Source organism: Phytohabitans sp. LJ34 (assembly GCF_052068095.1).
Lineage (GTDB): Bacteria > Actinomycetota > Actinomycetes > Mycobacteriales > Micromonosporaceae > Phytohabitans.
Map to the genome: position 1 here is coordinate 15044 of NZ_JBQHDG010000034.1, position 22688 is coordinate 37731.

Genomic DNA, 22688 nt, shown 5'->3' on the forward strand with positions numbered 1-22688 from the left:
GGGGGGAGAATCGTTGTCGTGCAGATCGCGCTGCTTGGTCCGCTCGAGGTGCGCGCCGGCTCCGGCGCGCCGGTCGAGGTCGGTGGCGCCCGCCTGCGCACCCTGCTGATCCGGCTCGCGCTCGACCCCGGCCGGGTGGTCACGACCAGCGCGCTGATCGACGCGCTGTGGGGCGACGAGCCGCCGGCGGGCGCGGCCAACGCGCTCCAGGCCCTGGTCTCGCGGCTGCGTCGGGCCCTGCCCGAGGGCGCGGTCGAGTCGACCCCGGCCGGATACCGGCTCGCGGTGCCACCGGAGGCGGTCGACGCCTGTCGCTTCGAGCGCGATGTCGCCGCCGCGCGCGCCCGACTTGCCACCGATCCCGGGGGTGCGGCACAGCTGCTAGCCGGCGCGCTGGTCCTGTGGCGCGGGCCGGCCCTGGCCGACGTGGCCGAGGCGGACTTCGCGCGGGCACCCGCGGCCCGCCTCGACGAGATGCGGCTCGCCGCGATCGAAGACCGGGTGGATGCCGCGCTCGCGCTCGGCGACGGCGCGGCTTTCGTGCCCGAGCTGGAGTCCCTCGCGCTCGCCCATCCGCTGCGCGAGCGCCTGGCCGGGCAGCTGATCCGGGTGCTGCGGGGTGCCGGGCGGCCGGCGGAGGCGCTGTCGGCGTACGACCGGCTGCGGGCCGCGCTGGCCGACTCGCTCGGCACCGACCCTTCGCCCGAGCTCGCGGCGTTGCACCTCTCCCTGCTCAAAGAAGACACCACTTCGCCGGCGCCGGAGGCGCTGCCGGTCACCAACCTGGCGGCCACCCTGACCAGCTTCGTCGGCCGCGACGACGACGTGACCAAGGTCACCAAGGTCGTCGCGGAGTCGCGCCTCACCACGCTGATCGGACCGGGTGGCGCGGGCAAGACCCGGCTCGCCATGGAGTCCGGCCGGGCCATGTTCGACCAGGCGCCCGACGGCGTGTGGCTGGTGGAGTTCGCGCCCGTGACCGACGCCGCCGAGCTGGCGTCGATCGTGCTGGCCACGCTCGGCCTCCGCGAGTACCCGCTGGTCACCCCCGCCGGCCGCGGGCGGGTGCCGCAGGAGACCGTCGACCCGCTCACCCGGCTGCACGGCGCGCTGGGCGGCCGGCGGGCGCTGCTCATCCTCGACAACTGCGAACACCTGGTCGGCGCGGCCGCCGCGCTGGCCGAGAGCCTGCTGGTCCGCTGCCCGCACCTGCGTGTGCTCGCCACCAGCCGCGAGCCGCTGGGCATCACCGGCGAAGCGCTCTTTCCCGTCGAGCCGCTCGCCCTGCCGCCCGACGGTGTCGACGCCGGCGACGCGCTCGCCTACCCGGCCGTGCGCCTGTTCGCCGACCGGGCCGCCGCGGTGCGCCCCGGCTTCGCGGTCAACGACGCGGTGGTGCGCATCTGCCACGCCCTCGACGGCATGCCGCTCGCCATCGAGCTGGCCGCCGCCCGCCTGCGCGCGCTCACACCCGAGCAGGTCGCCAGCCGCCTCACCGACCGGTTCCGGCTGCTCAACGCGGGCAGCCGCACCGCGCTCCCCCGCCACCAGACGCTCCGCGCGGTCATCGACTGGAGCTGGGAGCTGCTCGACGAGTCCGAGCGGGCGCTGTGGCGGCGGCTGGCCGTGTTCTCCGGCGGCGCGACGCTGGAGGCCATCGAGGAGATCTGCGGCGGCGACGCGCTCGACCAGCTCGCCGCGCTGGTCGACAAGTCGCTCGTCGTGGCCGACCCGGACGGCCGCTACCGGATGCTGGAGACCATCAAGGCGTACGGGCTTGAGCGGCTCGACGAGTCCGGCGCCACGGCCACCGCGCGGGCCGCGCACGCCCGATACTTCCTCCGCCTGGCCCGCCGCGCCGACCGCCGGCTGCGCACCGCCGACCAGCTGGAGTGGCTGGCCCGCCTCGACGCCGACCACGACAACCTGCACTCCGCCATGCGGTGGGCGATCGCCGCCCGCGACGCGCGGCTGGCGGTGGGCTTCGCGGCCGCGCTCGGCTGGTACTGGTGGATGAGCGGCCGCCGGGCCGAGGGCGGTGAGCTGGCCCTGGAGGCATTGGCCCTGCCGGGCGGCACGCCGCCGCCGGTCGTCGCCGCGGCCATGTCGGTCGCCGCGCTCAACGTCGTCGCCGGCCTCTTCCAGATGGAACGGGGACAGGAGCTGCTCCGCCGGAGCGCCGAGCTGGCCCGCGGCTACGAGCACCTGCACCCGATCCTCGGCCTGATCGGCCCGATCGCCGAGCTCTTCGGCCACTCCCGGACGATGGAGAGCGAGCGGGCGATGGCCGGCCTGGCGGAGCTCTTCACCAACCCCGACCCCTGGGTGCGCGGTGTGGCACGCATGCTGTACGGCCACTCGGAGGTCAACATCGGCCGCTACGACCGCGACTCGGAGGAGCATTTCACCGTCGCGCTGGCGGAGTTTCGCGCGCTCGGCGACCGCTGGGGCGCCGCGACCACCCTCGCCGGCCTGGCACACATGACGTCCGCGGACGGCGACCACGGCCGGGCGGCGGGCTACTTCGAGCAGGCGCTGTCGGAGCTGATCCCCCTCGGCGCCGCCGAAGACGTGCCGGAGATGCAGGCGCGGTACGCGTACGAGCTGTGGATGCTCGGCGAGCGGGAGAAGGCGTTCGCGACGCTCGACGAGGCGCGGCGTACCGCCGAGCGGGTCGGCACCGACGAGGGCCGGGCGGCCGTCGCGTACCACCACGGTGAGATCCTCCGCTCGATGGGCGAGTTCGCGCGGGCCCGCACGGAGCTGGTCCAGGCACACACCGTGGCGTCCGGATACACCTCCGCACCGCAGTGGGTCGCGCTCATCACCGCCGCGATCGGGCAGCTCGACGCCGCGGAGGGCGACCTCGACGCCGCCCGCACGCGCCTCGACGCGGCGCTGGAGCTGGCCATCACCTCGCGCGACATGCCCGTGGTCGGGCAGGTGCTGACCGGGTACGCCGACCTCGCCCTCCACATCGGAGCGCCGGAGCGCGCCGCCCGGCTGCTCGGCGCCGCGTTCAAGGTGCGGGGTGGCCCCGATCGGTCCACTATGGACGCGGGCCGGGTGGAGCAGACCGCGTGGGAACGCCTCGGCGAGGAGCGCTTCGCCGAGGCGTTCGAGGCGGGCCGCACGGCCGCGACGGCCGCCGAGGTGCGCGAGGTGGTGGCTCGGTCACTTTTGGAGACGGATAGGAGCCGCGTCGACCGCGACGGCGCCTGACCCGAATTCCGATTTGGATCTATACTCGGCGCTTGAAGGTGCGGACCGCGATCGGGGCGAAGACCGCCGCGATCGCCGCGGCCCACAGCAGTGACTGGCCCACGTGGGTCGCCGCCGGGCCACCGGAGAGCAGCCCGCGTACGGCGTCGGCCAGGATCGTCACCGGGTTGACGTCGACCCACTTCTGGAGCCAGCCGGGCATCGTGTCGGTCGGCACGAACGCGTTGCTGGTGAAGGTCAGCGGGAAGACCACCACGAAGCCGAAGATCTGCACCTTCTCCGGCTCGCTGGCGAGCAGCCCCACCAGCACCGCGATCCAGGACACCGCCAGGCTGAAGACGAGCAGCAGCAGGAACGCGCCGAGCAGGCCGGCCAGCCCGCCCTCCACGCGAAAGCCCATGACGATGCCGAGGCCGAGGATCAGGGCGATGGACCACGCCTGCTTGACGGTGTCCGCGACGATCCGCCCGGCCAGAGGCGCGGAGCGGGCGATCGGCAGCGACCGGAGCCGGTCGAAGACGCCCTTGGTCAGGTCGGTGTTCAGGCCCACGCCGGTGGTCAGCGAGGCGAAGAGCGCGTTCTGCACGACGATGCCGGGTAGGGCGAACGTCAGGTATTCGCCGGTGTTGCCCGAGATGGCACCGCCGAAGACGTACGTGAAGAGCAGTACGAACATGATCGGCTGGATGCTCAGGTCGAGCAGCTCCATCGGGTTGTGCTTGAGCTGCACGAGGCTGCGCCACGCGAGCGTGAGCGTCTGCCGCAGCCCTTCGGCCGGGTTCACCCGGCGCGGCAGATCGACGGCGAGGGTGGTCATGCGTGGATCCTCTCGGGCTCGTTCTGGTCTTCGGCGCGGTGGCCGGTGAGGGCGAGGAACACCTCGTCGAGGCTGGAGCCGCGCAGCGCGAGCTCACCGATCGCCACTTCGGCGTCCTCCAGCCGGCGTACGACCGCCGGCAGCACCGCCGAGTCCGTCACCGGTACGACGAGCAGCCCGCCCTGCGTCTCGGGCGCGCGGCCGGTCACCTGCGCCACGATCGACTCGACGATGGGGGCGTCCAGGGCGTGCTTCGGGCGGACGGCGAGGCTCTGCGCGCCGACCCGGCTCTTCAGCTCGTCCGGGGTGCCGGTGGCGATGACCTGCCCGTGGTCGATCACCACGATCTCGTCGGCCAGCAGGTCGGCCTCTTCCAGGTACTGCGTGGTGAGCAGCACGGTGACGCCGTCCGACACGAGGTCGCGGACGATGTCCCACATCTCGTTGCGGCTGCGCGGGTCGAGGCCGGTGGTCGGCTCGTCCAGGTAGAGCACCTGCGGGCGGCCGACGAGGCTCGCGGCCAGGTCGAGCCGGCGGCGCATGCCACCGGAGTACGCCTTGGCCGCCTTGTTGGCCGCGTCCTCCAGGCGGAACTCGGCGAGCAGCTCCCGGCCCCGGCTCCGCGCGTCGGCCCGGGACAGGCCGAGCAGGCGGCCGATGAGGATGAGGTTTTCCAGGCCGGTGAGGGTCTCGTCGACCGAGGCGTACTGCCCGGTGAGCCCGATCAGTCGGCGCACCTGGTGGGCGTCGCGGACGACGTCGTACCCGCCGACGGTGGCCCGCCCGGCGTCCGGCCGCAGCAGGGTGGCCAGGATGCGCACGGCGGTGGTCTTGCCCGCCCCGTTCGGGCCGAGCAGACCGAGCACGGTGCCACGGCGCACGGCGAGGTCGACCCCGTCCAGCGCGGTGGTGTCGCCGAAGCGCTTGATCAGCCCTTCGGCGAGGATCGCGTGAGTGGTCAGTTCGCTCATGACACCACCGTGCGGCGCGGCGCTGACGACCGGCTGACGGTGGGACGGGGGCGCTGACAGACCGCTGACAGCGCCCCCGCGTGCCTGTCAGGTGGTGGCGGTGCAGGTGGCCGTGGGTACGGCGTTCGTGCCGGTCGACGAGCCGATCAGGCCGAACGTCGTGCTCGCACCGGCGCCGAGGCTGCCGTTGTAGGCGGCGTTCGTGGCGGTCACGCTCGACCCGCTGGACGTTACCGTGGCACCCCACGACTGGCTTACGGTCTGCCCGTTCGCGTACGTCCACCGCACCGTCCAGCCGCGGATCGCGGCCGAGCCGGCGGTCACCCTGACCTCGGCCTGGAAGCCACCGCTCCACTGGCCGGTGATCGCGTACGACACCGAGCAGCTGCCGCTACCCGGCCCCGGCGTGGTCGGCGGAGGGGTGGTGGGCGGCGCGGTCGTGGGCGGAGGGGTGGTGGGCGGCGGCGTGGTGGGATCCGCCACCCCGCCGAAGTTCACGTCGCTACAGAAGTAGTAGTTCTGGTCGGCGTGGCTGGCCTTCCAGATCGCGTACACGATGTGCCGGCCGCTGCGGCCCGGCGCGGTGACGTTGGCGGAGATGGTGACGCCTTGGAGCACCGGGTCGTTCGGCTCCCGGGTACCGACGCCGGGCAGGATCCTGCCGGTGTCGTGGCGCAGCTCGAGGTCGGACCAGCGCAGGCGGGTGGTCAGCGGGTTGTAGCCCTGCCGCGAGACGTAGATCCGGATGTAGTCGGCGCCGTGCAGCGCCTGGTCGTGCATCCGCCAGGTGAACGAGGTGCCGATGTTCGCGGCCCGCCAGTTGCCCGGGTTGTCCAGGGCGGCGTACCGCGTGCCGCCGGTCTCCCCGGCACTGCACAGCTGGCCGTCAGGCACGTGCGCCTGGTGGTTGCCGGCGACCCCTTCCCGGTAGAGCCCGTTCCAGTTCCACATCGCGTTGGGGTCTGCCTGCCAGGCCTGCCAGCACATCGGGTCCTGGGTGGCCATGGCCGGGTTCTGGAAGTCGCTGCCCCAGCGCTTCCAGCAGCCGTAGTTGCGGGACTCGGGGCCGATCGCCGAGCCGTGTGCAGAGGCGGTGCCTGGCGTGCTCACGAGTGCGGTCGTGAGCAGGATCAGGGCGGCAAACACGACCGTCGCGGTGCGGCGCGCGTGCTTGACTGTCGACATTGGACCTCCACGGTAGACAAGAGGCGCGGAGAGTGCCCTTCTCCCCACGCCAGCTACGTTTCAGCTCCCACGCCGCGTGCGTTAACAATAGTTTGACGTATCGACAAACTCAAGTATTTAACTTGAGCAGATCAAGCCAGGTTGGAGGAGCGGGGGTAGGCGTCCGCGGGGTCGGTGAGCACGTTGACCAGATACGGCACGCCGGCGTCGAAGGCGCGGGTCAGCGCCCCGCCCAGCTCGCTCGCCTTCGCGACCGTCTCGCCGGCGCCGCCCAGCGCCTTCACCACGTCGTCGTAGCGCAGCTCGGGCTGGAGGTCGGCGGCCACGTCGTAGCCGTACATCGCGCGCATCGGGTGCTTCTCCAGGCCCCAGATGCCGTTGTTGCCGACCACGATCACGACCGGCAGGCGCTGGCGGGCCAACGACTCCACGTCCATCAGCGAGAAGCCGGCGGCGCCGTCGCCCATCAGCACGCAGACCTGGCGATCGGGGTACGTGACGCGGGCACCCATCGCATAGCCCATGCCGGTGCCGAGGCAGCCGTACGGGCCGGGGTCGAGCCAGGTGCCGGGCTCGGCGGGCTCCAGGTACTTGCCGGCGTACGACACGAAGTCGCCACCGTCGCCGATCGTCACCGCGTCGCGGGCGAGCACCTTGCGCAGCTCGCCGTAGACGCGGGCCGGGCGGATCGGGTCGGTCTCGGCGGCCATCTCCTCGGCGTCGCGGGCCTTGGCGGCGTCTTCGGCCGTGCGCAGGGTGGCGATCCACCCGGCGTGGTCCTCGCGCACACCCTCGTAGTCGGCGAGCGCGGAGAGGATCAGCCGCAGGTCGCCGGCGGGCGAGGCGGCCGGCGTCACGTGCGTCGCCCGCTGGGTGGGCGCGTCCACGATGTGCACGACCTGGGCACCGCCGAAGTCGCCGAAGCTGAGCCGGAAGTCGAGCGGCGTGCCGATCACCACGATCACGTCGGCGCCCTTGAGCGCGGTCCGGCGTGACTTGGCGAACGCGAGGTCGTGCTCGGGCGGCAGCGCGCCACGCCCCATGCCGTTGGTGAAGACGGGCACGTGGAGGGTCTCGGCCGCCTCGCGGAGGGCGGCGACCGCGTCACCGGCGTACACGTCGGAGCCGGCGATGATCAGCGGACGTTCGGCGGAGGCGATCAGCTGCGCGGCCCGCGCCACCTCGTCGGGGTCGGGCTCCACCAGGGGTACGTCCGGCGCGGCGGGCGCGTCCGCATCGGTGGCCGAGAAGATCACTTCGAGCGGCAGGTCGAGGAAGGCGGGCCCGCGGTGCGCGGTGAGCGCGGCGGTCAGGGCGGCGGCGACCGCACCCGGGATCTCTTCGCCGGCCCCGACCGTGGCCGCGTACTTGGTGACGGGCGCGACGAGCGGCAGGTGGTCGATCTCCTGGAGGCTCCCCGCGCCCCACCGGAACGCGGGCGCCCGGCCGCCGATCACCAGCACCGGCGAGCCGTTGAAGTACGCGCTGGTCAGCCCGGAGACGCCGTTGGTGACACCCGGACCGGCGGTGAGCACGGCGAGACCCGGCCGGCGCTGGAGCTTGGCGACCGCCTCGGCCGCGAAGACCGCCGACTGCTCGTGGCGCACGTCGTAGAGCGGGAAGCCGGTCTTGTGCGCCGCGTCGTAGAGGGGGAAGACGTGGCCACCCGAGAGGGTGAACATCTCCTTGACGCCGTATGCCCGCAGGGCCGCCAGCGCCAACTCGCCGCCGTGTCCCTCGATCCGCTCGGGTGATGTCATGGGGGGAAGGTTACCGCCCAGTAGTCAGTCCCGGACGGTGTGGGCCTGGATCCAGTCGACGATGCTCTGGACGACGTCGGCGGGGCTCTGGTTACGGGCGGCGGCGAAGGCGAAGATGCCCGCACCGACCGGCACGATGATCAGCAACGCGGTGATCACGAGCGCCCGGAAGGTGCGCACGATGAACCCTGGCCGCCGCCGGGCGCGCGCCTCCCGCGGCACCGGCTGCGGGCTCCGCGGCGCGACAAGCGGCACCTGGGGCGCGGGCGGCGGCGAGTAGCGAGGCTGGCCGGCGGCCGGATATCGCGGCGGCGCCGGCTGGTAGGGCCGCGGCGAGTACGGCTGGACGGGCGGCGCCGGTGGCGAATGGGGATGGCTGGACGGCGAAGGCGCCGCGTAGCCGCCACTGGCCGGGGTAAACCCGCCACTTGCCGGCACGAAGGGCGGCGCGGACGGCTCCTCGTACTGCGGAAGCGGCTTGGTCGCGGACGGCGGCGGCGCCTGGGCGCGCGGGCGGCCGGACGGCGGCTGCGCCCCCGGCACGATCACCCGCCCGACGTTCCGGACGGGCTTCTCCGGCGACGCCGCACCAGCCGGCTGTGCCACGACGCCCGCCGCAGCAGCACCCGCTGATCCCACTGCGACACCGCCCGGCGGCGTCGAGGCCGGCGATGCGGATCCGGCCGGGGGGCCGCTGGACGGAGTGGACGGGATCTCCTCGGGCGGCAGCACGCGCGTCGAGCCGGGCTGGAGGGTAGGCCCGGCCGGAGAGACCGGCCGCGAGCCACCGGACAGGTCACCGAGCCGCATCTGCGAGGTCGCCGGCCCCGGCGCGGGCGGCGCGGTCGCCAGCAGCGCCTCGCCGGCCAGGATGCTCCCCTCGGCCACCACGAGCTCGGGCTGCTCGATCACCTCGGGCGCCGCGCCGAGCGCCCGGTGCAGCAGCGTCGCCATCAGCGGCATACGGCTGGAGCCGCCGACCAGGAACACCCCGGCCACCTGCCCCTCGGGCAGCTTGGCCCAGCGCATGACGCCCTGCGTCACGCGCACGGTCTGCTCCAGGATCGGCGTCGCGAGCTGCTCCAACTCGGCCCGGGTGAGGTGCACCTCCAGGTCGAGCAGCGGCAGCATCAGGTCGGCCGACGGGCTGCGGGAGAGCCGCTCCTTCGCGACCCGCACGTCGTCCCACAGCTGGCGCTTGGCCCGCCGTTCCTCGGCGGTCGACGGGTTTTCCAGGCGGCCCCAGGCGGCCCGGTCGCGGTCGGCGTACGTCTTCTCGAGGTGCGTGATGATCGCCGCGTCGACGTCGAGCCCGCCGATGTCGTCCCGCCCGTCGACCGCCAGCACCTCGAAGCCGGTCGCCTTGCGGGCCACCACGCTCGCGTCGAACGTGCCGGCCCCGAAGTCGTGCACCACCACGACCGACCCGATCGGCACCTCGCGGCCGAGCACCTTGGCGAAGTATGTGGCGGCGGCGACGGGCTCGGCCACCAGGCGTACCCCGTCGAAACCGGCCCTCGCGGCGGCGTCGGCGAGCAGTCGGCGGCGGGTGGCCGCCCAGTTGGCCGGGCAGGTCATCGTGATCTCCGGCCGCACCCGGCCGACGGTGCGGTCCCACTCCTCGGCCACCCGGGCGAGCACGGCGGTGACCAGGTCGCCCACCGGCACCTCGCGGTCGCCGAGCAGCACCATGCCGTCGTCGATGCGGCGCTTGGGGTTGGGCTCGAAGCGGGCCGGGTCGAGGCGGGCGCTGTGCACCGCGTCGCGCCCCACGATCAGGGCGCCGCCCGGCTCGGCGTAGACGGCGGAGGGGAGCAGCGGGGAGCCGTCGAGCAGCAGCGGGCGCCCCCGCCCGTCCGGCCACCGCACGACGGCGACGGTGTGCGAGGTCCCGAAGTCGATCCCCAGGGCATGACCCGAGGTCGGCGTCCGGTCCGCTGGCATGGCGATCAGCCTACAAGCCGCCCACTACGGTCAGCGTCCGCTGAATCGCGGCTTGCGTTTCTCCACGAAGGCGGACATCCCCTCCCGCTTGTCGTCCGTCGCGAAGAGCGCCGCGAACAGCTGGCTCTCCCAGGCAAGAGCCGAGGTGAGATCCATGTCCAGGCCGCCGTCGATGGCCAGCTTTCCGGCGCGCAGGGCCTGAGCGGGACCTTCCGTGTACGGGCGGACGAGCGCGACGGCCGTCTCGTACACCTCGGCGGCGGGCACCACCCGGTCGGCGAGCCCGATGCGCAGCGCCTCCTCGGCGTCGACCATGCGGCCGGAGAGCACCAGGTCCTTGGCCCGGGCCGGGCCGACAAGGCGGGCCAGCCGCTGCGTGCCGCCGGCGCCGGGGATGACGCCCAGCTTGATCTCCGGCTGGCCGAGCTTCGCGTCGTCGGCGACCACCCGCCAGTCACACGCGAGGGCGAGCTCGCACCCGCCGCCGAGCGCGTACCCGGTGATCGCAGCGACCACCGGCTTGGGGATGCGCGCGAACACGCCGAGCGCGGAGGAGAGGTCGGCGGCGCGGGCGGCCATGTCCACGTACGACATGTCGGCCATCTCCTTGATGTCCGCGCCGGCCGCGAAGACCCTCTCTCCGCCGTACACGATGACCGCGCGGACCTCGGGGTCGCCGGACGCCGCGGTGGCGGCGGCGCGCAACTCCTCCTGCACCTGGATGTTCAGCGCGTTCATGGGCGGGCGGTCGAGCCGGATGGTGCCGATGCCGTCCTTGATCTCCACGCGCACAAAGTCAGCCATGCCAGTAGGCTAGTTGTGCCATGGTCACGTACTACAGCGACAAGTCGGTGCAGATCACCTCGGATGCCATCCGCATCGGTGGTCGCCGATACCCGTTGCGCGAGCTGGCCCGCGTGTGGCACTCCAAGGGCGCCCGCTCCTGGCGCGCGATCGCCGGGCGCGGGGCCATCGGCATGGTGCTGCTCGGCCCGCTTGTGGCGGCCGCGTTCGGCTTCGCCATCGCGCTCACGCTGCACACCTCGGTCGACGTGACCATCGCGATCGTCGGCGTGTCCTGCCTGGTCGGGCTCGGCGTGGGGCCGCTCGCCGACTTCATGCTGGAGCGCATGGACCGGTCGTACGCGCGGGGCTCGCGCTCCCTGGAGATCTGGGCGACCTGGCGCGGCCAGCAAGTGCTGCTGCTACAGACGGGCGACGCGCTCCGCTTCGGCCAGATCTACCGCGCTCTCCAGCGCGCGCTCGAGGGCTCCACGGTCAGATAGCCGCGGCTATCGCTTCTTCCCACGATCGGATGAACTCCGGGTAGTGCGCGTCGAACCCGGCCAGCTCGGCCGCCGCGGTCTCGTTGAGCGCGGTCAGCTGGTAGGTCACGGTGACCTCGCTGCCGCCATCCGCCTCGCGCAGCACGACCTCGACCGTGCCGGCGGTCTTTTCGGTGGCTATCCGGGCGTAGCGCAGCCGCCGCCCCGGCTCGCGGTCGACGACCACCCACGTGGTGGTGCCGCCGTCGTGGCCGGCGGTGCGGAAGACGGTGCCCGGCGCCGAGTCGTCGTCGACCGGGTCGGGAAAGTGCGGGTCCCAGTGGTCGACCCACTCCCGCTCACCCAGTGGAGTGAAGAGCCGGAAGGCCTCCTCCGGCGGCAGTGCCACGGTCAGCTGTCCAGTGCGAATCATGCGGCTCCTCTGCGTAACACTGGGCGAGTGACCGTTTACTATCGCGACGACACCGTGCGTGTCACGTCGTCGTGGGTGCAAGCGTACGGACTCACGTACCCGCTTTCAGATCTTTCTTATGTGTGGCACAGGCGCACCAGGCGCGACCTCCGCGTGGGTGGGCGGATCGCCGGCCGGTGGGCGCTGGTCACGCTGCTCGCCGCGCCGGTAGCGGTCGGTGCGCTCTGGCTCCTCACCGACTGGGGCAGCAAGGTGGGCCTCGCCCTGGTCGGGCTCGCGCTCGTGGTCGGCCTTGTCTTCACGCTCACGCCGCTGTCCGAGTTTCCGCTCATGGCGCTCGAACGGTCATACGACCGCGGCTCGGCCGTGCACGAGATCTGGGTGCAGTGCGACGGCGCGGACGTCCTCCTGCTCCGCACGGACGACGCCTTACGTTTCGGGCAGATTTACCGCGCGTTACAGCGCGCCTTGGAGCAGACTGAGTAATTCCACGAGTTGGACATGTCATGATGTGGACCCCCATGATCCAGGAGGTCCCACATCCCATGAGCCGAGGCATCGCGCTCGTGCGGCGGCCCAGCAGCCGCCTCGCCGAAGGGCTGGTCACCCACATCGAACGGTCGCCCGTGGACGTCGACCTCGCCCGGCGCCAGCACGACGCGTACTGTGCCGCCCTCTCCGACGCCGGCTGGAGCGTGCTCGACGTGGTGCCCGCCGACCACTGCCCCGACTCGGTCTTCGTCGAGGACACGGTCGTGGTGAGCGGCACGCGGGCCATCCTCGCCCGCCCTGGCGCGCCGGGTCGCCGCGCGGAGGTGGCCGGCACCGAGTCGGCCGTACGCGCGGTGGGGCTCGAGGTCGAGAAGATCGCGTCCCCCGGCACGCTCGACGGCGGCGACGTACTCCAGATCGGCGACACCGTCTACGTGGGCCAGGGCGGCCGCACCAACGGCGCGGCCATCCGCCAGATGCGCGGCCTGCTCGGCGACCGCCGCGTGGTGGCCGTGCCACTGGGCCGCGTGCTCCACCTCAAGTCGGCGGTGACCGCCCTCCCGGACGGCACGGTGCTCGCCTCCCCCGGCCTCGTCGACGTGGGCATCTTCCCCGCGGTACGCACGGTCGACGAGGAAGCCGGCTGCCACGTCGTCTGCCTCGGCGGCGACAAGGTGATGATCAGCGCCGCCGCGCCGAAGACCACCGCGCTGCTGGAAGACCTCGGCTTCGCGCCGGTCGTGGTCGACGTGAGCGAGTTCGAAAAACTCGAAGGCTGCGTGACCTGCCTGAGCGTCCTCGTCCCCGGTGTCACCGGCCCGCGGCATTAGAGGGGTCGCTGCCGCTTCGAGACATTTCAAGTCTTTTGAGCTACCGCGATGTCCGCGGCGGTCCAGACCGCTGCTCCCGCGGCCTCACCCGTCCGCCGCTGGTCGCGCTCACCCTCGCGTTCGGTCGCGGTTACTCCCTCGACGGATGCGCGGCCCGCGCCACGCGGTGCGGCGTTGTTTGTCCACAATGCTCGTTTGTCGAACAGACGGCGAGAGATCGAAACCGGGGTTCGTCGCCGTGAGTAACCGCCGTCGCCGTGGCCCTTGCCGGTCCTGTCACCCTCGCGTCTCGGAATGCTCAGTTGAGCACTTGATCAACTTGGGTGCGTGGCATTGGGTCCAGACCGCTGCTCCCGGGCCTCACCCGTCTGCCGCTGGTCGCGCTCCAACTTGGTTTCGAACTGCCCCGTTCGTGCGAGCAGGTCGACAGCCTCGCCGGGGGTTGGTGGCCGCCCGCACGCGCCTCCGCCCGTGCGTCCTGATGGCCGGAGCGCTCCCGCCAGAGGGGGTAACCGCAACCAACCGCGGACGGGTGAGGCCGCGGGAGCAACGGTCTGGACCACCGCGGACATCGCGGTAGCCCAAATCTATTAAATCAATGTGCCGCGGCCCGTAGGCCGTGGCAATCCCCGACCTGGACGCGCTCCTAGGTGCTGTAGCGGGCGGCCAGGTCGATCAGTCGGCGGGCTTCGCCGAGCATCGCGCGGTCGGCGAAGCGGCCGTCGGGCAGGAGCAGCGGGCCATCGCCGGATTGGGCCAGGCCGGCGAGCAGGGCCTCCGCCCGCGCCACCTCCGCCGGCGACGGCCGGAAGGCGGCCTCGATCACCGGAAGCTGCCGCGGGTGGATGGCTGCCCGGCCGAGGAAGCCCTGCCGCCGGCCGAGCCGGCACGAGGCCGCTAGGCCGTCCACATCGGACACGTCGGGGTAGACGGACATGGCCGGGGGTGGCAGACCGGCCGCCCGGGCCGCGACCACCAGGCGCCCGCGTGGCCAGGCCAGCGCGGCCTCGTCGGTCACGCCGAGGTCCGAGCGGAGGTCGGCCTCGCCGAGGCCGATGCCGGCCACGGCCGGGTGTGCGGTGGCGATCGCGTAGGCGTGTTCCACGCCGAGCGCCGACTCGACGATTGGGTGCAGCTCGGCTTCGGTCAGCGCGGCCACCGCCCGCACCTGCTCGGCGGACTCCACTTTGGGCAGACGCAGCCCGGCCGCGCCGGTCGTGGCGGGCAGGTCCTCTGTGGAGGCGATCCGCACGTGCACCGGGACATCGTGCGCCGGCTCGGCGAGGAACTCCGCGACCGCCGTGCGCGCGTAGGCCTTGCGGGGCAAGGGGACCGCGTCCTCCAGGTCGAGGATCACCGCGTCCGCGCCGGAGGCGACCGCCTTGGCGAACCGGTCCGGGCGGTCGCCGGGTACGTAGAGCCAGGTGAGCAGCATCAGATCACCCCGCGCTCGCGCAGCCCTTCGATCTCCTCGGCGGTGTAGCCGAGCGACCTGAGCACCTCGACGGTGTCCTGCCCGTGCGCCCGCCCGGCGTGGCGGATCGCGCCGGGCGTGGCCGACATGCGGAAGGGGACGTTCTGCATCCGCACCGCGCCGAAGTCGTCGTCGGGCACCGAGACGGCGGTGCCCAGCGCGGTGTACTGCGGGTCGGCGAGGATGTCGCGCACGTCGTACACCGGCGCGACCGCCGCCTCCGCCGCCTCGAACGCGGACACCACCTCGTCGCGGTCGCGGGCGGCGACCCAGGCGGCCACCGCCGCGTCGAGCTCGTCGGCGTGGGCGGCCCGGCCCGAGCCGGTGGCGAACCACGGCTGCGCGACGAGGTCCGGCCGCCCGACGAGGCGTACCACCCGCTCGGCGATGCTCAGCGCGCTCGTGGAGACGGCGACCCACCGGCCGTCGGCGCACCGGTACGTGTTGCGCGGCGCGTTGTTGTCGGACCTGTTGCCACGCCGGGGTTGTACGTAGCCGAGCTGGTCGTACCAGGTGATCTGCGGCCCGAGCATCGCCATGATCGGCTCGATGATGGCGAGGTCGACGACCTGGCCGGCGCCGGTGCGCTGGCGGGCGTGCAGGGCGAGCATCACCGCGTACGCCGTGGCGAGCGCGGTCACCGAGTCGGCCAGGCCGAACGGGGGCAGCGTCGGCGGGCCGTCCGGCTCACCGGTCGCGGCGGCGAAGCCGCTCATCGCCTCGGCGAGCGTGCCGAAGCCGGGCCGCCGGGCGTACGGGCCGATCTGGCCGAAGCCGGAGATCCGCGCGATCACCAAGCCGGGGTTGGCCTCGTGCAGGACCTCCGGTCCGATCCCCCAGCGTTCCAGCGTGCCGGGGCGGAAGTTTTCCACGAGCACGTCCGCGCCGGCGACGAGCCGCTTGAGCACGGCGGCGCCCTCGGCGGCCGAGAGGTCGAGCGTGACGGTGCGCTTGTTGCGCCCCAACACCTTCCACCACAGGCCCTGGCCGTCCTTCGCGGGGCCGTGGCCCCGGGACGGGTCCGGCTTGGCCGGGTGCTCGACCTTCACCACGTCGGCCCCGAAGTCGCCGAGGAACGCGGTGGCGAGCGGGCCGGCGAAGAGGGTGGCCGTCTCGACGACCCGCACGCCGTTGAGCGCAGGGTTCACGGCGTGACCTCGGTGAGGAACACGTCGCCGCTCGTCAGGCCGGTGACGAGCAGCCGGTCCCCGGAGCGGACCGCGTAGAGGTTTTCCTCGCCGAAGTCGTCCGCGCCGTCGTTGCGGGCGGTGCCGAACTGGGCCGCCGACTGCTGCCGGCCGCGGCCGTCGAGGCGCACCGCGAAGACGTCCGTGCCACCGGCCGGCACGCCGAACGTGCTGCCGGTGAAGCCGACCACCGCGACCGCGCCGCCGGGCAGCGCGACCACTTCGGCGCCCGCGTCGACGCCCCGGCCGCCGCTGACCGTGCGCCAACGCTGGGTGCCGCCGCTGGTGAACGCCGCGGTGAGGGCGTCGCCGCCGGCCGCACCGGTCGCCACGACCAGCCCGGCGGTGGTGACGGCCACGCCGCCGAAGATGTCGCCGTCGGCCTTGACCCACCGCTGCGTACCGTCCACATCGAACGCCGCCAGGAACCCGCCGCCGGACATCACACCGGCGACGTAGACCCCGCTGGCACCGGCGGCCACCGCGTACGCCTTGTCCTCACCCACCCCACCGAGCTGGCGGGTCCACGCGACCGCGCCGTCCGCGCGGATCCGGGCCAGCACCACGTCCTTGTCGCCGGCGCTCGGGGCGGCAAGCGCACCGCTCGTGTACCCGGCCACGTAGGCGCCACCGTCCGGTGCGGCGGCGAGGCCGTAGAAGCGGTCCGCCTTGGCGGCGTCGCCGAGCTGGGTCAGCCAGGCCCGCTCCCCCGTGGCCGTGAACCGGGCCACGAAGGCGTCGTCGGCCGGGCTGCCCGGGTGCTTTCCGTCCAGGTCGCCGCGCGTGTACCCGGCGACGATCACCCCGCCGTCGGAGGTGGCCACCGCGCCGTAGAGGCGGTCGTTGGCGGGAGTGCCGAACTCGCGGGTCCACTGTGGCGCCTGCACCACCGCGTCGAGCCCGCCCGCGTACGGCTGCCCGTCGACCGAGCCCGACGCCGCGTAGGCGAGGACGCCGCCCGAGGTGACGCCGCCCGCCCAGTCGGTGCCGGGCGTGCCGCGCAGCGGCCCGGGGATCCCGGTCGGCGGTGTGGCGCTGAGCGTGGGGCTCAGCTCGGTCAGCCCGGCCACGAACGCCGGCCGCCACACGCCCCAGTCGTGCCCGCCGTCGAGGACCCGGAACTGCGCGGCCACCGCGCCCGAGCGCCGCACGTTGTTGTAGAGCGTCGCCGCCTCGTAGTCGAGGTCGTGCTTGGCGTCGGCCGGGTCGGGGTTGGCCCACTCGTCGTCGCCGACCGCGATGAACATCCTGACCGGCAGATCAGGGTCCAACGTGGGCAGTAGGGCCGGGTAGTTGAGCCGCTGGTACACGTCGTCGGCGAAACGCTCGCCGCCTTGGCCGAACGCGCCGAACTCGCGGGCCGAGGAGTCGGCCGGCGGCAGCGGGTTGTACACGGCCGGGCTGAGCACGAGCGCGTTGGCGAACAGGTCCTGGTGGGCGAGGGCGTACCGGAGCGCGCCGTAGCCGCCCATCGAGTAGCCGCCGACGAGCCGGGCGCCGCGGTGAGCCGCCGTGCGGTAGGTGGCGTCCACATGGGAGACGAGGTCGCGGGTGAGCATCGTCTCGACCGCGCTGCCACCGTCGTACGCCGAGTCGACGTACCAGCTGCCGCGCTCGCTCCACGGCGCGTCGGGCAGCACCGCGATGACCGGCGCGATCGTGCCGTCGTCGATGAGCTTGTCGAGGTCGGCCTTGACGCTCGTCCACGCCTGCATAGTGTCGCCGCGCCCGTGCAGCAGGTACAGCACCGGGTAGCGGACCTTCGCGTTCTTCCGCGCGCTGTACCCGTGCGGCAGGTAGACGGTGTAGTCGATCGCGCCGGCCTTCGCGGTGGTGAGCGTGCCGGCGTGGGTGCCACCGGCCGAGGCGGCGCTGGACATGCCGACGGTCAGGAGGGTGAGGACGGCGACGAATGCTCTCTTCATTGGGCGTCTCCGGTCAGGTCGACGGCGCAGCGAAAACCGATGTTCGGCGAGCGGGTCAGCCCGGCGCCGGCGATCAGCAACTTGACGGAGACCTCGGGTGGCCGCGGACCACCGTCGAGGTACCAGTCGGAACCCTCGGCGCGGAAGTCAGAGCCGCCCTTGAGGATCGCGAAGCGGGTGCGGCCGTCGGTGTGCTCGCTCTCGGTCAGCTCCCACACCAGGGGCGCGGTGCGGCGCAGCAGCCCCGCCTCGGCGGCCACCTGCCACTCGTCTTCGGTCGGCAGCCGCAGCCCGGCCCAGTCCGCGTACGCCCGCGCGTCGGCAAGGTCCACATTGGTCACGGGTCGATCCGCGGGCCCCCGCCCGGCGGTGAAGCGCTCCGGGCGCACGGGCCGGTAGCCGGTGGCGGCGAGGAAGGCGGCGTATTCGCCGTGCGTCACCTCTCGCTCCGCGACGGCGAACGGTCTCAGGTGGACGCTGCGACGTAGCGTTCCGACGCTGTGTAGCCGGGGCGGGAGCGGCTTCCACTCGTCCACGTAGGGCGCCTCGCCGTAGAGGCCGGTCTCCCGGACCCGGTGCCGGACCAGGAGCTCCCGCCGCCCTCCGTCGACGGCGCGCATCCCCTCCGGTGCGGCGCGGTGCGGCGCGACGGTCGCCGGGACGCGGACCGCCGCGCGGGCGGGGAACGCGGGGTCGCCGGTCGCCGGCTCGTGCCGGGGCGTCGGCTGGGCCCACACCACCGCGGCTATCCCGCCGGCCGGCAGTGGTCCCCCGACCGCCACCTTGCCGCCCTCGACCGGCGTCACCGCCAGCGCCTGCCCGGTCAGCAGGTCGACGAACCCGGGTGCCGGCTCGGTCACCAGCCACGGTCCGTCCACGTCGCCGCCCCGGTTGACGACCGTCCACAGTGGGGTGCCGTCGTGCACCCACCGCGACGCGTAGACCTGGCCGCCGGCGTGGTCGGCGAGCGGGGTCCAGTCTTCGGCGCGCAGCCAGGCGGCGTGGCCGCGATGCACGCGCCGCATCGCCCGCAGCAGCGCGCGGTCGCGGTCGCTCCAGCCGACCCAGACGCCGAAGACGCTCTCCCACACCAGGATGCCGGTGCCGTTGAGCCAGGCGGAGTGCAGCTCGTCGAGGTGGCTACGGTGCCACCGGCGGGTGTGGTGCAGCACGTGCCGCCGCTCGAACCACTTGGCCCGCAGCACGCCCGGCACGTCCGAGTCGGCGAACCACTGCGCCCACGACATCGCGTGGTCCTCGATGCGCGCGAGCGGCACCCTCGACTCGCCGGCCAGTACGACGTGCGGCGGCAGCGCGGCCCGCAGCTTGCCGGCGCCCTCCTTGAGCGTGTCGAGGAAGACGCCGTCGGCGCCCAGCCAGGTGACGATCGCCGCCACGGCCTCCTCGTCGCTGACCGCCTCGCGGCGGGTGCCGGTGTCCCAGGGGTTGTAGTCGACGAAGACGCGCACGCCGCGGGCCTGGAACGCGTGGACCACCTCGGGCAGCTCCGGCACGTCGCGGTAGAAGTCGAACTGGTTGCGGTCGTCGAGCCCGATGACCGGGTACGCGTGCCAGAGCACCACCCCGTCGAAGCCGCCGAAGTCGCGCTCCGCCGCGTCCAGGAAACTGTCCACGGTGAACTCGCCGCGCTCGTGGTCGTACAGCGTCTCGTCCCAGAGCCAGGCGAGGCAGACGCTGAGGCAGTCGCCGGGCACCTCGTCGTAGTGCCGGCCGTCGTAGCCGAGGCGGCGCCGCGCGTCCGCCCGCCACTGCGCGAGCCGCTCCCGCCAGGCCGGCCACAGCGCCGGATCGTCGGGCGCCGCGAAGATCTTCGCCTCGTCGAGGTCTTCGAGATCGGCTCCCAGTGCCTCGGTGGGCAGGTCGATGGGGCGCGGCACGTACGGGTTGAAGCTCACAGTGCTGCCTCGATCTCGGCGCGGGTGGGCAGCGAGCTGGAGGCGCCCGGCCTCGTCGCGCAGACGGCGCCAGCCGCGCAGGCCCAGCGGACCGCCTCCTCGACCGGGCGCCCCTCCGCCCAGGCGACGGCGAGCGCCCCGGTGAACGCGTCGCCCGCGGCGGTGGTGTCCACGGCACGCACCTTCGGCGCGGCCACTTCGAGCCGCAGTCCGGCACGGTCGGCGTACGCGGCACCGCGCGCGCCGAGGGTCGTCACCACGCGAGGCACCAGGTCGAGAAGATCACCGGCCTGGGCGAGCACCTCGGCTTCGCCCTCGTTGACCACGAGCAGGTCCACGGTGGACAGCACGCCGGCCGGGAGCTGGCGCGCGGGCGCCGCGTTGAGGACCGTGAAGGTGCCTGCCGCCGCCGCCTGAGCGACCGTCTCCACCGGGATCTCCAGCTGGCACAGCAGCACGTCGGCGCCGGCGACGGCGGTGAGGTCTTCGGCCGACAGGTCGGTGAGCGCCGCGTTGGCGCCGGGTGCGACCACGATGAGGTTTTCCGCCTGCTCGTCGACCGCGATCAGCGCGACGCCGGAGGGGCCCGGCACGGTGCGCAGCCGGCTCACGTCGACACCTGCCGCGACGAGGTTGTCCCGCTGTGGCCGGGCGAAGTCGTCGTCGCCGACCGCACCGACGAAGCCGACGTGGCCGCCGGCCCGGGCCGCCGCGACCGCCTGGTTGGCGCCCTTGCCGCCCGGCACGGTCGTGAACTCGCCGCCGAGCACGGTCTCCCCCGGCCGGGGCAGGGCCGGCGCGGCCACCACGAGGTCGAGGTTGGCGCTGCCCACGACGACGATCCGCGCGGTCATCGCGTTACCTCCGCGGTGCGGGCGGCCAGCTCCTCGAACGTCACCCCGTCGAAGCCGCCGACGCTGCTGCGCAGCCGCCCCTTCAGCGGCGCGGTCCACTCCGGACGGATCGCCGAGGCACCGCTCAGCGCGCCGAGGATCGAGCCGACCGTGGCGCCGTTGGAGTCGGTGTCCCAGCCGCCGCTCACCACCGCGCAGATCCCCCGGTCGAAGTCGCCGCCGCTGTGCGCGAGCGCGGCGGCCACGAGCGCGGCGTTGTTGCGGGCGTGCACCCAGTGCAGGTGGCCGTGCCGCTTTTCGATCGCGTCGACGACCGACTCCCAGTCACCGGCCAGCGCCCGCGCCTCGGTGACCGCCGCCGCGAACGGGCCGCCGGACAGCACCGACTCGCCGGCGTCGAGCACCTCGTCCACGGTGGACGCCACGACAGCGGCGGCGGTCAGCGCGGCCACCCACATCGCCCCGCTGACGCCGTCGCCGACGTGGCTGACCACCGCGTCCCGGTACGCCAGCGCCGCCGCCGCCTTCGGCCGGCCCGGTGCGGCCCAGCCGTAGACGTCGGTGCGGATCTGGGCGCCGATCCACTCCCGGAACGGGTTGTGGTGCAGTGCGGTCTGCGGCGGTGTGAAGCCGAGCAGCAGGTTGCGGTACGCCGCCCGCTCGGCCGTGAAGACCCGCCCGGCCGGCAGCCAGTCCAGCCATGCCTGCGCCACGTCCGCACTGGTGAAGTCGCGCCCGTGCCGCTCCAGCAGGCGGAGCGCGAGCAGCGCGAAGTTGAGGTCGTCGTCTTCGGGGGTGCCGTCGATGTTTTCGGCGAGGCTGTCGACCGCGCTGCGCCTGTTCCACGGCCACCGCTCCGCGACGTCGGGCGGCAGGCCTTCGGCGGTGAAGTATCCGCTCAGTGGCCAGCGGCCGCTCGCGCGAAGGATCTCCCGGATGCCGCGGCGCGGGATCTTCTCCACCGGCTTGCCGAGCACGCACCCCACGGCCCGTCCCACCCACGCGCCGCGCAGCCGGTCGGGATCGGGGCGCGGCCCCGGCGACGGCTCGGGCGTCACGGTCAGCGGCGGCGTCACCGGCGCGGGTACGGCGTCGAGCAGCTCCAGCGCCAGCCCGCGGAGGGCCGGGTCGCCGGGCACCGAGGCGCCCTCGACAGGCGCGGCCAGCCGGCCGCCCGCCGCCGCCCACCGGGCCTCCACTTCGGACACGTCGTGTCCTTCGTCGCGGAGGGCCATCAGCTCGTACGGCAGCAGTTCCTCGGGCAGCGTCCAGGTCAACCTCATGCCAACCCCTCGAAGCGGTCGGCGCGTTGGGCGAAGCGGGCGGCGTCGGCCTCGTACACCTCGGCGGCGACGGCGGCCAGCACCCGGGCCGGCTCCGCCAGGTCCACCCTGGACGCTTCGGCCACGGCGGTGGCCCATTCGGCGGGGACGGCCGGCGCGCCCCCCAGCGCGCCGGCCAGTGCCCCCGCCATGGTGGCGGTCGAGTCGGCGTCCCGGCCGTAGTTGACCGCCCCCAGTACCGCCTCCCGGTACCCCCCGTTGGCGATGACGAGCATCCCGAGCGCGACCGGCAGCTCCTCGATGGAGTGCAGCCGGCTCGGTCGTCGCGCCCCGAGCCCCGGGTTGCGGTAGTCCTCGCCCACCGTGTCGTACGGTGCCACCGCCGCGCGCAGGGCCGGGATGGCGGTACGCGTCGCGCGGTACCCCCTGGCCTCCTGGACCACGGCGGCGATCGCGCCGCGCGTACCGTCCCGGGCCAGGTCGAGCGCCGCGTCGACGACGTCGGTGGCCGTCGCGCCCGGCGCCATCGCGGCGGCGACCGCGGCGGCGAAGACCGCGGCCGCCTCACGGCCGTAGCTGTGCTGGTGGGCGCCGCCGATCTCGACCGCCTCGGCGTACGCGCCGGCCGGGTCGCCCGCGTTGACGACACCGACCGGGGCCATGTACATCGCGGCGCCGCAGTTGACGATGTTGCCCACCCCCGCCTCGCGCGGGTCGACGTGCGCGTGGTGCAGCCGGGTGACGAGCCACCGCTCGGCGGCCGCGAGGCGGTGGAAGGCCACCGCCTCGCGCTCCAGGTCGGGGATCCAGACCTCCCGCTCGATCAGGTCGGGCACGAGCAGCTCGACGACGTCGAACGCGTCGAGGTGGTCGCGCTTCTTCGCGTAGGCCCGGACCAGCGCGTGGGTCATCAACGTGTCGTCGGTGATGTGCCCGTCGCCCTTGTGGTACGGGGCGAGCGGCCGGTTCGTGGCCCAGTTCTCGTGGAACGGGGGCACGATGCCGTCCACCCAGCCGCCGTAGCGCGTCCGGATCTCCTCGGGAAGGGCGGTCTCGGTGGCACCGCCGAGGGCATCGCCCACCGCGGCGCCGACGAGGCAGCCGACCGACTTGTCGAGCAAGACCTGCAT

Annotated in this window: 18 protein-coding genes; 4 read left to right on the top strand and 14 right to left on the bottom strand. The window is 73.6% G+C overall.

All coding sequences use genetic code 11. The annotated features are described in order from the left end of the window. Nucleotides 1–18 precede the first annotated feature (18 nt). A complete protein-coding gene (locus tag ACTMTJ_RS41395) occupies nt 19–3222 on the top strand; it encodes a BTAD domain-containing putative transcriptional regulator (RefSeq protein ID WP_441224236.1) in 3204 nt (1067 codons plus the stop codon). Between the two features lie 19 nt (nt 3223–3241). Here ACTMTJ_RS41395 and ACTMTJ_RS41400 read toward each other — a convergent pair whose 3' ends face one another. The 6 genes from ACTMTJ_RS41400 to ACTMTJ_RS41425 form a co-directional block, all read right to left on the bottom strand. Then, nucleotides 3242–4039: an ABC transporter permease gene (locus ACTMTJ_RS41400; RefSeq protein WP_441224237.1), complete on the bottom strand. Its 798-nt coding sequence runs from the start codon at nt 4037–4039 to the stop codon at nt 3242–3244. Then, nucleotides 4036–5010 (bottom strand): ATP-binding cassette domain-containing protein, encoded by a 975-nt coding sequence (locus ACTMTJ_RS41405; RefSeq protein WP_441224238.1) that lies wholly within the window; start codon nt 5008–5010, stop codon nt 4036–4038. The genes ACTMTJ_RS41400 and ACTMTJ_RS41405 overlap by 4 nt, the downstream gene beginning before the upstream one ends. Before the next feature lie 87 nt (nt 5011–5097). After that, nucleotides 5098–6195 (bottom strand): lytic polysaccharide monooxygenase auxiliary activity family 9 protein, encoded by a 1098-nt coding sequence (locus tag ACTMTJ_RS41410; RefSeq protein WP_441224239.1) that lies wholly within the window; start codon nt 6193–6195, stop codon nt 5098–5100. 131 nt (nt 6196–6326) lie between these two features. After that, nucleotides 6327–7955, bottom strand: a complete 1629-nt coding sequence (locus ACTMTJ_RS41415; protein WP_441224240.1) for an acetolactate synthase — start codon at nt 7953–7955, stop codon at nt 6327–6329. A 24-nt stretch (nt 7956–7979) separates the two neighbouring features. Beyond that, complete coding sequence (locus ACTMTJ_RS41420) at nt 7980–9899, bottom strand: Hsp70 family protein (protein ID WP_441224241.1); 1920 nt, start codon at nt 9897–9899, stop codon at nt 7980–7982. A gap of 30 nt (nt 9900–9929) precedes the next feature. Next, the gene (locus ACTMTJ_RS41425) at nt 9930–10703 is read right to left on the bottom strand and encodes an enoyl-CoA hydratase/isomerase family protein (RefSeq protein ID WP_441224242.1); all 774 of its coding nucleotides are present in this window, start codon (nt 10701–10703) and stop codon (nt 9930–9932) included. A gap of 20 nt (nt 10704–10723) precedes the next feature. Between ACTMTJ_RS41425 and ACTMTJ_RS41430 the strand changes: the two genes are divergently transcribed. Then, nucleotides 10724–11185: a DUF6232 family protein gene (locus ACTMTJ_RS41430; protein WP_441224243.1), complete on the top strand. Its 462-nt coding sequence runs from the start codon at nt 10724–10726 to the stop codon at nt 11183–11185. Here ACTMTJ_RS41430 and ACTMTJ_RS41435 read toward each other — a convergent pair. Continuing rightward, nucleotides 11178–11597: an SRPBCC family protein gene (locus ACTMTJ_RS41435; protein WP_441224244.1), complete on the bottom strand. Its 420-nt coding sequence runs from the start codon at nt 11595–11597 to the stop codon at nt 11178–11180. The genes ACTMTJ_RS41430 and ACTMTJ_RS41435 overlap by 8 nt on opposite strands. A gap of 27 nt (nt 11598–11624) precedes the next feature. Here ACTMTJ_RS41435 and ACTMTJ_RS41440 point away from each other — a divergent pair, with 27 nt between their 5' ends. Beyond that, the gene (locus tag ACTMTJ_RS41440; RefSeq protein WP_441224245.1) at nt 11625–12083 is read left to right on the top strand and encodes a DUF6232 family protein; all 459 of its coding nucleotides are present in this window, start codon (nt 11625–11627) and stop codon (nt 12081–12083) included. A 59-nt stretch (nt 12084–12142) separates the two neighbouring features. Further along, nucleotides 12143–12919, top strand: coding sequence for a dimethylargininase (ddaH, locus tag ACTMTJ_RS41445; RefSeq protein ID WP_441224246.1), 777 nt, complete (start codon nt 12143–12145; stop codon nt 12917–12919). 646 nt (nt 12920–13565) lie between these two features. On the opposite strand, the gene ACTMTJ_RS41450 is transcribed toward ddaH, so the two are convergent. From ACTMTJ_RS41450 to ACTMTJ_RS41480, 7 genes are read right to left on the bottom strand one after another with little or no spacing between them, the layout of a single operon-like run. Continuing rightward, nucleotides 13566–14354, bottom strand: coding sequence for an HpcH/HpaI aldolase/citrate lyase family protein (locus tag ACTMTJ_RS41450; protein ID WP_441224247.1), 789 nt, complete (start codon nt 14352–14354; stop codon nt 13566–13568). Then, nucleotides 14354–15541, bottom strand: a complete 1188-nt coding sequence (locus tag ACTMTJ_RS41455) for a CaiB/BaiF CoA transferase family protein (RefSeq protein ID WP_441224248.1) — start codon at nt 15539–15541, stop codon at nt 14354–14356. Before ACTMTJ_RS41455 ends, ACTMTJ_RS41450 begins: the two co-directional genes overlap by 1 nt. Further along, nucleotides 15538–17505, bottom strand: a complete 1968-nt coding sequence (locus ACTMTJ_RS41460; RefSeq protein ID WP_441224249.1) for an alpha/beta hydrolase-fold protein — start codon at nt 17503–17505, stop codon at nt 15538–15540. Before ACTMTJ_RS41460 ends, ACTMTJ_RS41455 begins: the two co-directional genes overlap by 4 nt. After that, on the bottom strand, nt 17502–19421 hold the full coding sequence (locus tag ACTMTJ_RS41465; protein ID WP_441224250.1) for an SUMF1/EgtB/PvdO family nonheme iron enzyme: 1920 nt from the start codon (nt 19419–19421) through the stop codon (nt 17502–17504). The genes ACTMTJ_RS41460 and ACTMTJ_RS41465 overlap by 4 nt, the downstream gene beginning before the upstream one ends. Beyond that, the gene (locus ACTMTJ_RS41470; RefSeq protein ID WP_441224251.1) at nt 19418–20275 is read right to left on the bottom strand and encodes a ribokinase; all 858 of its coding nucleotides are present in this window, start codon (nt 20273–20275) and stop codon (nt 19418–19420) included. The genes ACTMTJ_RS41465 and ACTMTJ_RS41470 overlap by 4 nt, the downstream gene beginning before the upstream one ends. Continuing rightward, nucleotides 20272–21558, bottom strand: coding sequence for an ADP-ribosylglycohydrolase family protein (locus tag ACTMTJ_RS41475; protein ID WP_441224252.1), 1287 nt, complete (start codon nt 21556–21558; stop codon nt 20272–20274). The genes ACTMTJ_RS41470 and ACTMTJ_RS41475 overlap by 4 nt, the downstream gene beginning before the upstream one ends. After that, nucleotides 21555–22688, bottom strand: a complete 1134-nt coding sequence (locus tag ACTMTJ_RS41480; protein WP_441224253.1) for an ADP-ribosylglycohydrolase family protein — start codon at nt 22686–22688, stop codon at nt 21555–21557. The genes ACTMTJ_RS41475 and ACTMTJ_RS41480 overlap by 4 nt, the downstream gene beginning before the upstream one ends.